The organism is Helicobacter sp. MIT 05-5294, from assembly GCF_000765675.1.
Classification (GTDB): Bacteria; Campylobacterota; Campylobacteria; order Campylobacterales; family Helicobacteraceae; genus Helicobacter_D.
In genome coordinates this window covers 1-12,771 of sequence record NZ_JRPA02000008.1, presented here as the reverse complement: position 1 = coordinate 12,771, position 12,771 = coordinate 1, and the positions used below count along the sequence as shown (strand labels likewise).

The 12,771-nt window shown below is 39.7% G+C and carries 12 protein-coding genes; 6 read left to right on the top strand and 6 right to left on the bottom strand.

Annotation, left to right across the window (positions count from 1 at the left end; all coding sequences use genetic code 11):
- The first annotated feature begins 11 nt into the window (after positions 1-11).
- Both nadC and LS69_RS05255 read left to right on the top strand, forming a co-directional pair.
- Positions 12-839 carry a carboxylating nicotinate-nucleotide diphosphorylase gene (gene nadC, locus LS69_RS05260; RefSeq protein ID WP_138122875.1) on the top strand — a complete coding sequence of 276 codons (828 nt, stop codon included), beginning with the start codon at positions 12-14 and terminating at the stop codon, positions 837-839.
- Between the two features lie 5 nt (positions 840-844).
- The gene (locus LS69_RS05255) at positions 845-1,714 is read left to right on the top strand and encodes a thiamine-phosphate kinase (protein WP_138122873.1); all 870 of its coding nucleotides are present in this window, start codon (positions 845-847) and stop codon (positions 1,712-1,714) included.
- 273 nt (positions 1,715-1,987) lie between these two features.
- Here LS69_RS05255 and LS69_RS05250 read toward each other — a convergent pair whose 3' ends face one another.
- From LS69_RS05250 to LS69_RS05230, 5 genes are all read right to left on the bottom strand, one after another.
- Complete coding sequence (locus LS69_RS05250; protein WP_138122871.1) at positions 1,988-2,431, bottom strand: DUF1104 domain-containing protein; 444 nt, start codon at positions 2,429-2,431, stop codon at positions 1,988-1,990.
- A gap of 74 nt (positions 2,432-2,505) precedes the next feature.
- On the bottom strand, positions 2,506-3,834 hold the full coding sequence (locus tag LS69_RS05245) for an RNA polymerase factor sigma-54 (RefSeq protein WP_138122869.1): 1,329 nt from the start codon (positions 3,832-3,834) through the stop codon (positions 2,506-2,508).
- The gene (lptB, locus tag LS69_RS05240; protein ID WP_138122867.1) at positions 3,831-4,553 is read right to left on the bottom strand and encodes an LPS export ABC transporter ATP-binding protein; all 723 of its coding nucleotides are present in this window, start codon (positions 4,551-4,553) and stop codon (positions 3,831-3,833) included. The genes LS69_RS05245 and lptB overlap by 4 nt, the downstream gene beginning before the upstream one ends.
- Positions 4,541-4,960 carry a tRNA (adenosine(37)-N6)-threonylcarbamoyltransferase complex ATPase subunit type 1 TsaE gene (gene tsaE / locus LS69_RS05235; protein WP_138122865.1) on the bottom strand — a complete coding sequence of 140 codons (420 nt, stop codon included), beginning with the start codon at positions 4,958-4,960 and terminating at the stop codon, positions 4,541-4,543. Before tsaE ends, lptB begins: the two co-directional genes overlap by 13 nt.
- Positions 4,961-4,967: 7 nt before the next feature.
- Positions 4,968-6,731, bottom strand: coding sequence for a DNA polymerase III subunit gamma/tau (locus tag LS69_RS05230; RefSeq protein WP_138122863.1), 1,764 nt, complete (start codon positions 6,729-6,731; stop codon positions 4,968-4,970).
- Between the two features lie 142 nt (positions 6,732-6,873).
- Between LS69_RS05230 and LS69_RS05225 the strand changes: the two genes are divergently transcribed.
- A complete protein-coding gene (locus LS69_RS05225; protein WP_138122861.1) occupies positions 6,874-8,130 on the top strand; it encodes an aromatic amino acid transport family protein in 1,257 nt (418 codons plus the stop codon).
- 10 nt (positions 8,131-8,140) lie between these two features.
- Complete coding sequence (locus LS69_RS05220) at positions 8,141-9,856, top strand: N-6 DNA methylase (RefSeq protein WP_138122859.1); 1,716 nt, start codon at positions 8,141-8,143, stop codon at positions 9,854-9,856.
- Here LS69_RS05220 and LS69_RS05215 read toward each other — a convergent pair.
- Positions 9,830-10,036, bottom strand: a complete 207-nt coding sequence (locus LS69_RS05215) for a hypothetical protein (protein ID WP_138122857.1) — start codon at positions 10,034-10,036, stop codon at positions 9,830-9,832. The two genes, LS69_RS05220 and LS69_RS05215, sit on opposite strands and share 27 nt — an antisense overlap.
- A gap of 79 nt (positions 10,037-10,115) precedes the next feature.
- Here LS69_RS05215 and LS69_RS05210 point away from each other — a divergent pair, with 79 nt between their 5' ends.
- Both LS69_RS05210 and LS69_RS05205 read left to right on the top strand, forming a co-directional pair.
- On the top strand, positions 10,116-11,711 hold the full coding sequence (locus tag LS69_RS05210; protein WP_138122855.1) for an inorganic phosphate transporter: 1,596 nt from the start codon (positions 10,116-10,118) through the stop codon (positions 11,709-11,711).
- Between the two features lie 33 nt (positions 11,712-11,744).
- Complete coding sequence (locus tag LS69_RS05205; RefSeq protein ID WP_138122853.1) at positions 11,745-12,446, top strand: metallophosphoesterase family protein; 702 nt, start codon at positions 11,745-11,747, stop codon at positions 12,444-12,446.
- The last annotated feature ends 325 nt before the right edge of the window (positions 12,447-12,771 follow it).

Genomic DNA, 12,771 nt, shown 5'->3' with positions numbered 1-12,771 from the left:
AAGGAGTAAAAATGCACAAGATTTTACTAGATAATTTTTTGAAAGAAGTGTTACAAGAGGATATTGGACGCGGTGATTTATATACGCGAATGAAAAACGATACTAACATAGAAGCTTATATTCTTGCAAGAGAAGAGGGCGTGTTGTCAGGGAAGATTTATATTGAACGACTTTGTGAGTTGTTAAACCTAAAATGTGAATTTATCTTTGATGATGGTATGGTGTTTAGGGCAGGTGAGCGAATCGTGAATTTTGAAGGAAATATGAGCGAATTGCTAAGCGCAGAACGCACGATTTTGAATTTATTGGAGCATTCTAGCGGAATCGCAACCCTAACGCACACCTATGCACAAAAGCTAGAAGGCACAAACTGCGTCTTGCTAGATACAAGAAAAACGCGCCCTTTGCTTCGGGAGTTTGAAAAATACTCTACACGCAATGGTGGCGCGGTGAATCATCGTTCGGGCTTAGATGATTGTTTAATGCTTAAAGATACGCATTTGACAAGGATTCTTTCACTGAAAAAATTTATTGAAGATATACGCGGGAAGACCCCCTTTGTCGCAAATATTGAAGTAGAGTGTGAGAATCTTTTACAGGCAAAAGAAGCCCTAGAGGCGCAAGTGGATATTTTAATGTGCGATAATATGGAGATTCCAATGGTTAAAGAAGTCGTCAAAATGCGCAATGAAATGGCTCCTAATGTTTTGCTAGAAGCAAGTGGCAATATCAACCTTAGAAATATCCGAGAATATGCCCAAAGTGGCGTTGATGCGGTATCTGTTGGGGCGATTACGCACCAAGCGGTTTGGATTGATTTGAGTATGAAAATAGACTAAAATTAATGCGTGATAGGGAAAAGGCATTTATTAGCGCACTTAAGCAAAGCGGCGCAACTTTTGGAATCGGAGATGATGGCGTCTTGCTAGATTCCTATGTGATTGCCAATGACGCGTTTTTTGAAGAGGTTCATTTCAAATTAGCGTGGGCGGATTTGGAATCTCTTGTAGAGAAATGCTTTTTGGTTAATCTCTCTGATATTTACGCGATGAATGCGATTCCACGCTTTGCGCTTTTAAGCCTTTGTATCCCTGCTTGTTTTCAAGAAGTTACAAGACTTGCACAAATCATAGGAGAAAGTGCCAAAAAACATCAACTTCAAATTATCGGTGGCGATACGCTTGTGGGCGAGAAGTTGCACTTTTCTTTGACACTTTTAGGACAAGAAAGGCGCAAAACTCTATATCGTAGCGGAATCAAAAGAGGAAATTTATTGGGATATATCAGCCCTAAGGGTGCTTTAAATCACGCCAAAGCGCAGAGTTTTGGGCGCAATCTCCAAACCCTAAAAACTTGTTTGCGATTCTATGCTAATAAAAGAATCCCGAAATTTTCTCGCTTTGCCAAGCCTCTTTTGTATCCTGATATGCTTTTTAGTCTAAATCAAATCGCAAAGGCGGGTATGGATATTTCTGATGGAATCTTTATGGAGCTTTCGCGCCTAAGCGCAATCAATCGTTTGGGATTTAGGATTTTTAAGCCTAAGGGCGCGTGGTTTTTCTCGCCTGAAGAGTATCAAATGCTCTATGCAGTTGATAGTCGGAATCTCAAAAAAATGCGCAATTTTGCGCTGAAGTTCCGTCATCAGTTCGTGCCTTTTGCGGTTGCGATTCGTGGCAAATACCGCGCAAAAAAGCAAAATTGGCATCGGTAATTGTGTTGTTTTAAAAATCAAATTGGCTATGGAACCTCACCTGTCGTCATTGCGAGGAAGCGAAGCAGACAAAGCAATCCATAATCTAGAATTTCGCCTTTGAAATTTCCATTGTAAAGTTTTCTGAATCTCTACATTATAGATTTGCGCTGAAGCGGGTGAAATTTGTTTCACAAATTGCACACCATGAATTGCGTTGCAATTCTCGCAATGACGGCGAGGGCTAACGCACGATGCGAAAGCCCTTATGATAAAGCATAAGCTAAAGAGGTGTTAGAATCTATGCGGTCTAGTTGGGCAGTCTAGATTCCGCTTCCCATGCCCATAGCCTTTAGTATCGTGAAAGCCTCTATTGTGATGAAAGCCTCTTCCCATCAGCCCACTTTCTCTAATCTCTGCGCCCGTCATAGAATCCATATGCTTTTGTATGGCTATTCTGCGCTCTTCTTGATACTTGCGATATTCTGTTTCTGACATTTTTTCTGTCGCCTTTAAATGCGCTGCGCGTAGTTGTTCTTGAAATGCTCTTGCGTCTTTGACTTTCATTTCTTCTATGCGTTTGTGGATTTCTATTTTATAATCAGGATAATCCTTGGGAGAGACTTTGCCCGATAGTTTGACAAGCTCTTCATTGCTTGTTTTAGAATAATCCGCACTTAACGCGCTAGAGATTAAAGCACCTACGAGTGCAACAGAGAAAATAAATTTTGTTTTCATTGTTTGCTCCTTAAAAATTTGGATAGTGCGATTTTAGCTTGTCAGTGTGAAGCTAATGTGAAGCTAAGCTGAAACTAGTGTGAAGAGAGGGAGATTTTGTAGAGTTTTTTGCGCTCACTAGAACTTGCGATATTAAGTTGGGCGCGGTATTTTGTAATCGTGCGTCGCACCATTTTGATATTAAATTTCTCCTCAATTAGTTCTAGGATTCTATTATCGCTTAGCGGTTTTTGCTTGTTTTCGTTTTTGATTAAATCCGAAACAAAGTCTTTGATGGTTGTATTGGCAGTTTCCTCATCAATCGCTGTGGCGAAGAAGTTTTTAAGTGGGAAGATTCCGCGTGAGCATTCTAAAAACTTATTGGAGATTGCGCGTGAAATGGTGCTAGGAGCGTGTCCAAACTCTTCGGCTAAATCTTTAAGCTTCATTGGCTTGATTTCGCCTCCTTTGAAAAATTCGTATTGGTATTCTACAATCATTAATCCAATTTTATACAAGGTGGCTTTACGCATTTCAAGCGCATCTACGAGGTCGCGCGCTTCTTTGATTTTGGTTTTGATAAACTCTTCTTTGGATTTGATTTTATCATCTTTGGGTTGTGTTTGGATTTCAATGCTTGGATAATATTTTTCATTGATTTGCACTTGGATATTGTTTTTTTCTTCCAAAACCAAAATATCCGGGATAATCGCTGCTTCTTTTTGGAAAAAATCAAGGGCAGGGGGGTTTTTGAAGCTTTGAATCACACGCATGGCTTTTTCATAAAAAGGCGCGTTTTTGTGCTTAGCGTGATTTGCCAAATTCTGCAGAATCTCAAGGCATAGAGAATAAACCTCGTTTGATACATCTAAATTGTCTAATTGGAAATAAAAAGATTCTATCAAATCCAATGCCGCGATTCCGGGCGGGTCAAGATAGGCGAATCTTTTGCGGATTTTTTCAACCTCTGTGGCGTGGATTGGAGTTTGGAGAATCTCGCTACAAGTCTGTGCAATCTGCTCACAATCCCCTTCGAAATAACCCTCTTCATTAAGATTTTCAATGATCATTTTCGCGATTTCTTGAGAGCTTTTCGTTGGAAACAAAGGCGGCACGATTTGTCCGCTAAGCACGACTTCTAGGGATTCTTCTTGAATGCAAAATTGTTCAATCCCATCTCCCTCTAAACTAGAGCCTTTCGCGCCTCTTTGGATTTCTTTTTGACGCTTTTTTTGTGCAGAGTTTTGGGAGCTAAAATCTTGCGCAATGTTGGATTTGATATTAAAATAAGGATTCTCCTTGCCAAACTCGCTTAGCGTTTCTTCTAAATCACTCATTCCGCTTTGGAGAATCGGAAGCCAACTTTTAAGCGTGGAAGAGAGTTTTGTTTTAAGCGTTGTTTGGGTTTGGGTTCGTAGTTTCATATTTTGAAATTCTCACCTAAGTAATGTTTGCGGACAAGTTCGTTTTCGTAAATCTCATTAGAATCTCCACTTGCGAGTAAAGTGCCTTTGTTAATCACATAAGCGCGGTTGCAAACGCCGAGCGTTTCGCGCACATTATGGTCTGTGATAAGCACACCAATGCCTAATTCCAGCAGTTTTTTGATGATGTTTTGAATATCCAATACCGCGATAGGATCAACTCCCGCAAAGGGTTCATCAAGCAAAATAAATTTCGGCTTTTTAACTAAAGCGCGTGCAATTTCTACGCGTCTTCTTTCACCTCCGCTTAAATTGATTCCTTTGCGATTCCGAATAGGTTCAATGCTAAATTCTTCCAATAACTCTTCAATGCGCTTGTCTCTTTCTTCTTCGTCTAGCAAACAAACTTCCGCGGCAATAAGGAGATTTTCTTCTACGCTCAAATCTTTAAACACGCTAGATTCTTGCGGTAAATAGCCAATTCCAAGTTGTGCGCGTTTGTGTAGGCTTAAATGCGTGATGTCTTGATTGTCAAAACAAACTTTGCCACTACTTGCCCCTAAAAGCCCACAAATGATATAAAAAGTCGTTGTTTTTCCCGCTCCATTGGGTCCTAAAAGCCCGACTACTTCTCCGCTTTGCACACGCAAGGAGATTCCACTAATGATTTTGGTTTTTTTGATGGTTTTGCTTAAAAGTATCGCTTCTAGTGTGTGCATAATGTTCCTTGAATGCTGTATTTTCGCTGATTTTGTTCTATATTAATGATAATGCGACAAAATGGCAAACCAATTTGTTGTAGAATTTTAGCTAAATTTTCATCGCCCCATTCAATAAAATGCCAACCTTCTTTTTCAATTTCTTCTAAAAACCCTAAAGCAAAGAGTTCTTTTAAATCTTTGTTGTAAATATCATAATGGTAGATATGATTGCCATAATCCAATGCGGTTAAAAAAGTCGGAGAAGTAACCTTTGCCTTGCTTCCTAGTGCATTGACTAGGGCTTTAACTAGCGTTGTTTTGCCGCTTGCCAAGTCTCCGCTTAGCAAATAAATGCCTTGATGATTCTTCAAATCCAAAATTTGTGCGAGTTTTGCTAACTCCTCTTCTTTTAAAATCCATTCCATTTTATGCTCACATTGTATTTGGAGATTTGGGGCGCACTTTGATTTGCTTAATCTCTAGGAGTTCTTTCGCACTTTGTAACAAAGGCAACTCCAAAGCCGCATTGACTTCGGCAGCAATCGCAGTTTGTGCGTCGTTTGTCGGCTGTGTTGTTTGCGATTCTGCTTGTGGTGTCTTTAGATTTTGCGTTTGTGTTGGAATCTCTGGAGTTTGCGTTTGCTCTACTTGGTGATTTTGTGGGATTTTAGGCTGTTTTTCTTGGGTGGAATCTTCTTGTGATTCTTGAATTGTGGGAGTTTGGATTGGTTTATTGATGGATTGGATTTGCGTTTGGATACCAAAAATCTCTAAAACAAAATTTTTAATGATAGAATAGCTGTTTTTAAGTCTTTCGCGATTCTTATCTTGTGCGCGACTTTCCCAAGTTAAGAGATTGTTTTCAAAAGAAACAAAGGAAATTTCTTTGGCAAAAATTTCTCCTAATTCGTAATTGCGGTCGTAAATTTTTTGGTTTAGTAGTGCAAACATTGCTAGATTGCGCTCATTATCGGGCTGTTTTTTGGGATTAGTTTCAAGTGGGGATTCCGCTTGTGGTTGGGTTTGTGTGGTTTGGGTTTGTGGAATCGCATTTGTAGTTGGTGGAATCTCTTGAATCGCTGGAGCTGTGGAAGTATTTGGAAGCTGTTTGGGGAGATTATCAAGCAAACCTTTTTCTAAATTTTCAATCGCTAAGTCAATTTGTTCTACCTTGAGGGCTTCTAGCATTTTAAACACGCTAAGTGTGAGGACAAACTCATCTTCAGAACCCAAAAACAATAATTCTTTCGCTTGAGCTAGAATCCTAAAAAAGCGGTCAATCAATAAAGTGTTATAACGAGAATCCTCACCCCTTAGGAGTTTGTCTTTGAGAAAAATGCTCATCTCATCTAAAAGCATTTCGCTTTCATATTCAAAAAACGCTTCAATCTCGCGTAGTAAAGCTTCTCTATCTTGTTTAAAAATACATTCAAACAAAGCATTGAGGCTTTGGGGATTGATTAAGCCTAGCATATTTGCACATGATTCTGTCGTGATATTGTAGTTGGAATAAATAATCACTTGATCTAGTAGAGTTAAAGTATCACGCAAAGAACCGCTACCGCTACGAATCAGCATATTTAAGGCTTCTTCTTGATAGGTGATTTGTTCTTTTTGCAGAATGTTTTTGAGATGTTCCAGAATGCTTTTGTCTGAAATGCGCTTGAAGCGAAAATGTTGTGTGCGACTTAGAATCGTCGCGGGGAGCTTTAAAGGGTCAGTTGTGGCTAAGATAAACTTCACATATTCTGGTGGCTCTTCCAAAGTCTTTAAAAGCGCGTTAAAGGCTTCTTTGGTGAGCATATGCACTTCGTCAATGATAAAGATTTTGAATCTTCCCATATTGGGGTGGTATTTGGTTTGTTCAATCAAATCACGAATATCATCAATCTTGCGACTTGAAGCACCATCTAATTCTATAATATCAATGTGTCGCATTTTGTGAGGATTCGCCGCGACGCAGTTAGCGCAGACGCCACAAGGTTTAGCCGATGGACCATTTTCGCATTGTAAAGCGCGCGCAAAGATTCTAGCACTAGAGGTTTTGCCGCTTCCGCGTAAGCCTGAAAATAAATAAGCATGAGAAAGTCGCTTACTGCTTAATGCTAAAGAAAGAGTGCGACTAACCGCTTCTTGTCCGATGAGTTCTTCAAAATCCATTGGACGATATTTTAATGCTAACGCTTGTTGTTCCATTTTGTTAATCCCTAATTTTAAAAATTCAAATTCTACACAAAGCAAGCCTAAAAAATTGTTAATTCATTAAATTTAAACGATTGAAGTTGAAGTCGGTTCAATCTTAGGTATAATGTTGCAAATAACTTACAAAAGGCATAAAATGTTTAAAATTGGGCATAAGCCAAGTGTATTTGGTGGGACGATGATTGTCGCTGGGACTGCCATTGGCGCGGGAATGTTGGCATTGCCCACAATTAGTGCGGGAATGTGGGTTTGGTATTCTTTTGGATTATTGATTTTGACTTGGTTTATGATGTTGCTTTCTTCCCAAGCTTTGCTAGAAGTGAATCTGCATTACAATCCCGGTTCAAGTTTTCATACGCTTGTTTTGGATAATTTGGGCAAATTTTGGAATCTCATTAATGGCTTAAGTGTCGCATTTGTGCTTTATATTTTAATTTATGCTTATGTAAGTGGCGGTGGTTCTATGGTTGTGCATATTTCTATTGTCGCCTTTGATTATGAGATTCCTAAAACTCTTGCAAGTTTGCTTTTTGCGATTCTGCTTAGTGGCTGTATTTGGTGGAGCACTTATGCGGTGGATAGATTCTCTGTTATTATGATTGGTGGAATGGTTTTGACCTTTTGCTTTGCGATGAGTGGAATGCTAAGTGAGCTAAAAATGTCTTATTTGCTAGATTTGCACCACGATGACAATGCGTATGAAATCTTTGTTTTTGTCGCACTTTCTACTTACCTCACTTCTTTTTGTTTTCACGCAAGTGTGCCAAGTCTTGTAAAGTATTTTGGCAAAGAACCAACAAAGATTAATCAATGCTTAGTTTATGGCACTTTGATTGCGTTTTTCGCTTATGCAGTGTGGAATGTCGCGTGTGATGGCAACATTGAACGCACTGCTTTTAAGGAAGTTATCGCCGCAGGAGGCAATGTGCGCCATTTGATTGAAGCAGCAAGTCTTAATCTAAACACCGCGTTTTTGTTGCGAATGTTGGAGGGATTCGCCTTTTTGGCTGTAGCGACTTCGTTTTTGGGTGCGGGGCTTGGTTTGTTTGACTATATGGCGGATTTATGTGGATTTGATGATAGCCGATTGGGGCGCACGAAAACAATGCTCGTTTCTTTCGTGCCTCCAATTATAGGTGGAATCCTCTATCCTGATGGCTTTTTGTTGGCGATTGGTTGGGCGGGACTTGCCGCGACGATTTGGTCTGTGATTATTCCTGCATTATTGCTCAAATCCCACAGAATCGCGCGTCAAGCCAATGCGCAAGATTCCAAAACTGATTTTCGCGTCAAGGGCGGAAATTGGACGATTTATGCTTTGTTGGGTTTTGGTTGTGTGGTGGGCGTGTGCCATATTCTTTTTGTGTTAGATTGGCTACCAATGTATAGATGAAAGGGGCGAAGTGAAAGAGTTGTTACGGATTTTTCAATATATTCAAAAATACCACGAAGATAATTTTGATGTGTTGCGTTTAAGTTTGGAGTTTTTGCTAGTTGCCCAAAATCAAGCTTTGGTTGCGGAAATTTTAGAATATAAGAAGCGTGAGATTCCACCAAGCTTTTATGAAGAGTTGCAAAAATACGATTTAAGCTCTCAAATCCTTATCAATCCGAAGTTAAACTATAAAAAGGTTTTCAAAATCGCGCAGAATCTCAAAATTAATGCGCAAGAATTGGAGGATTTTATCCAAACCATTGCGTTGCAAAAAACAATTTTAAAGCTCTATGATTATGCCACGCCCGCAGAGATTAACGCTCTCGTGTGCGGATTGCTTCATTTGCAAAAGAATGAAAGCATTTATAATCCTTGCTGCGGTATGGGTTCTTGGCTTTTATCGTTAAGTGCGCATCATAAAGAATGCCGATTTTTCGGCGTAGATATTCACCCAAAACTAATTGGAATCGCCAAAGTCCTTGCGGCTCTTTTGGGATTCAAAAATTGCTATTTAGAAGTTGCGGATATTTTCAAAGAATCCGCTAAATTTAAGGAAATTTCAAACCCACAAAAGCAATCCAAAAATTCATCAAACAAATTTGATAAAATCTTTTGCCATCCGCCCTTGCTTACGCATCTTAATCTTAAAGCCCCAAAAGATTCTCCACTTGCTCCTTATACCAAAACAGCCCCCGAGATTCCGTTTTTGGATTTTGCGCTTTGCAATTTTGAAAAAAAAGCGATTTTCATTATTCGTTCTGTGTTGTTAAACAAACCCATAGGAGAACGATTGCGCCAATATCTCATAGAATCGGGATTGATAGAGGCGATTATAGAATTACCGACAAACATTTTTCCGCATCAAATGGGGGAGTTTTGTTTGCTTGTGCTTTCTCCAAACAATAAGCGCGTGTTTTTTATGGACGCACAGAGTTTTTATCTCAAAGAGGGCAAATACAACAAACTCATCAAACAAGAAGAAATATTGGATTTGTTTGCGCTTAAACAAAACAGCGACATTACTTGTTTGCGAGATTATCAGGCGTTGGATTTGGAAAATCTCAAACCCTCGTATTATATGCAGTTTCAAAACAGCAATCATTCCAAACAAACCGCAGTGTTATTGGGACAATTCATAGAAAAATGCTATCGCGGAGTGCGCATAGAGACGCAACAAGATAAGGATTTGTTGGGTTGTTATGATTTGGGAATCAAAGATTTTGCAAACTATGGTTTTAGCAATGCGTTTGATGATTATGTGTTAAAGCCAAATCTTAAGCGTTTGCACGAACTCAAAGTGCAACCTTATGATCTTTTGCTATCCATGCGGGGAGTTGCTCCAAAAGTCGCAATCATCGGCTCAAATGCGGCACAAAAGATTGTTTTGCCAAATGCCGGAATCCTCGTGCTTAGAGTGAAAGATTCTAGGATTGCTAGGGCGTTGTATTTTTACTTTTTGTCCTTTGAAGGGCATTCCATGCTTAGCAAAATCTACCAAAGCAACAACGAGCGCGTGGGCGAAAAGGAGCTAAAAGAAATGCCTTTGCCAAATTGGTTTTTGGATTCGCAGATATTAGAAGAATATCAGGAGCATTTTTATGAGTTAATCGCGCGGGGTGAGCAGATTCAAGCCCAAAAACGAGGAATCGCAAAGCTACTAGGATACAAAAATCCGCTTGGATAGGGACGCCTTGCCAACGCGGAATCCCCCGCATTTTGTCATTGCGAGACTTCGTAGGAGTCGTGGTAATCCATAACCAATATCTCGCCTTAAAGATTCCATTGCATTATTTTGTATGCAATCTACATTGACGATAAAGATTCCGCAAGTCAAAGTGTGAAGAAAATTTGTTGTTTTTGGCAAAGTTGTGCTAAAATATAAGGTTAATTATATTAAAAATATCCAAAATTCCTAAAATTGTTTGGGTAGTAGGGAGAGGAAAATGGAGAGTTTTTTGCGACCCGATAGAGGGTTTAAAATCAACAAAGAAGATTTACAAAAAGCAAGTATTATCTTTGCGTTTGTATTAGCGATTATCGTAATGGTTGCTTTTGCGGAAAAGGTTACGAATCCCATTCTTTTAGGATTTGCAGCAATTGTCGGTGGTTATATGGCACTTAATATCGGCGCAAACGATGTTGCCAACAATATGGGACCCGCAGTAGGCTCTAAAGCCTTGACGATGACAGGCGCGATTATTATTGCAGCAGTTTGCGAGATTTTAGGAGCATTGATTGCCGGAGGAGAAGTCGTAAGCACCGTGAGTTCGGGTATTATTTCCGTAGATGCTATTGGAGACCAAAAGCAGTTTGTTACCCTTATGCTTGCCGCGTTGGTTTCTGGTGCGATTTGGCTAAACATTGCCACCGTGATTGGTGCGCCTGTTTCCACGACACACGCGATTGTGGGCGGTATTTTAGGTTCTGGAATCGCAGCGGGTGGATTTGGAGTAGCGAATTGGGGCGAATTAGGCGGAATCGTAGGAAGCTGGGTTATTTCCCCTGTAATGGGCGGAATCATCGCAGCGATTCTATTGTTTTTCATTAAACACACGATTACTTACAAGAAAAACAAAAAAATATCTGCTGAAAATGTCGTGCCTTATCTGATTGCCTTTATGACTTGGGCATTTAGCTTATATTTGATTAATAAAGGCTTGCGCCACATTATCACACTAGATAGTAAGGTAGCCTTTGGGTTGAGTGTGGCAATCGCAATCGTGGTGCTTTTTGTCGTGAAACCCATTATTAAAAAAGCTTTAGAAAAGCTAGAGAACAAAAAAGAAGAAATTAACAAGCTTTTTACGATTCCATTGATTTTTGCTGTCGCGCTTTTGAGTTTCGCGCATGGTGCAAATGATGTTGCCAACGCAGTAGGACCTTTAGCGGCAATCAACAATTCCCTTAAGATTGCTTTTGAATTTGGTAATATGAGTGTGCCTTTTTGGATTATGCTAATTGGTGGGCTTGGAATCTCTATTGGACTTGCGCTTTTTGGACCACGACTTATCCGCACGGTGGGAAGCGAGATTACAGAATTAGACCAAATGCGTGCTTATTGTATCGCAATGAGTGCGGCACTAACCGTGTTAATTGCAAGTGAATTAGGAATGCCTGTAAGCTCCACTCATATCGCGATTGGTGCGGTGTTTGGCGTAGGGTTTTTGCGCGAACATCTCAAACGACAATATAAAGAAATGGAATTTAAGATTCTTGAATCTCGTGAGGGAGAAGATGGCGAGAAAGTCAAAGAGTTTTTGGATAAATTCCGTAATGCTTCCATTCGTCGCAAAAAAGCGATTCTAAGCATTATTGAAAAAAAAGAAGCAAAAAAGAAAATCAAAAAGTCATTGTCAAAAAACATTGACATTCCCGAATTGAAGAAAAAAGAACAAAAAAGGCTTAAAGAAGCTTATCAAGAAGAATTAGTCAAGCGTTCCGCGATTAACAAAATCATTGCGGCTTGGGTGATTACCGTGCCGGTATCTGCGGTTTTTAGCGCAATTTGTTATTTTATTCTTAGTGCGGTTGGGTTTTAAGCAATAAACGTGACAATGCAGGAATCTTAAAACTTGGAAGCGAAAAACTTTGACAACTCACAGCCTGTTTATGTGATTGGTGATGTGCATGGTTGTTATGATACTTTATATTTGTTGATTGAAAAATTACCGCGTAAATGGGAATCGCAAATCATTCTAACAGGAGATTTGATAGATAGAGGCGATAAAAGTTGCGAGGTGATTGATTTGGCGATTTCGCATAATTTTGCTTGTGTGCTTGGAAACCACGAAGAGTTAATGTTGGAGTATTATCATAAGATTCCAAGCAGCGGCAGAGGGAGCGTGTGGATTAGCAATGGAGGCTATGAGACGATGGAAAGCTATCGGCGGTATGGGGGATTGCGCAAGATTCACGAACACTTAGAATGGCTTGTAGAGTTGCCTAGATTTCTAGAGATTGACATTTGCGACGCTCAAGGGAAGCGGTTGCTTGTTACGCATGGCTTTGGGTTGCCTTATTATAAAGTGCGCGACAAGGAATCCCAAGCGATGACTTGGAGTAGGCTCAAAATGCACAATCTACAAAAAGAAGCCAAAAAACGCTATGGAGTGTTTAATGTTTTTGGGCATGATGTGCAAAAAGAAGTGTTGATAACAGATAATTTTGCCGCCATAGATACGGGTTGTGTTTATCACAAAACAAAGCCAAATGCACGATTGACTGCGTTAGAATATCCTAGCAAACGAATTTTTGAACAAGCATTCGTGCTTTAACTGCCGCATCATTGCGAGAGATTTGTTAGAACCTCGCCCTTAAAGATTCCATTGCATATTTACTTAAGTTTCTTATTATAGATTGTCGCGTCTCTCACTTCGTTCGTTCCTCACAATGACGACTAGAACCCATAATTCACAATATTAAAACAATAAAAACAATCAATGGAAATTTATATAGCAAAAGCAGAATCCACAGGTTAAACTCATCATAGCCCCGCCAAAGCAGGGCTAAGGCTTAATAAGCCTTGACAACGATTATACAAAGTAGTATAATCGCAACCAAGATGAATTTTGCTGACATCATCTTAGCTCCTTTTAGGGC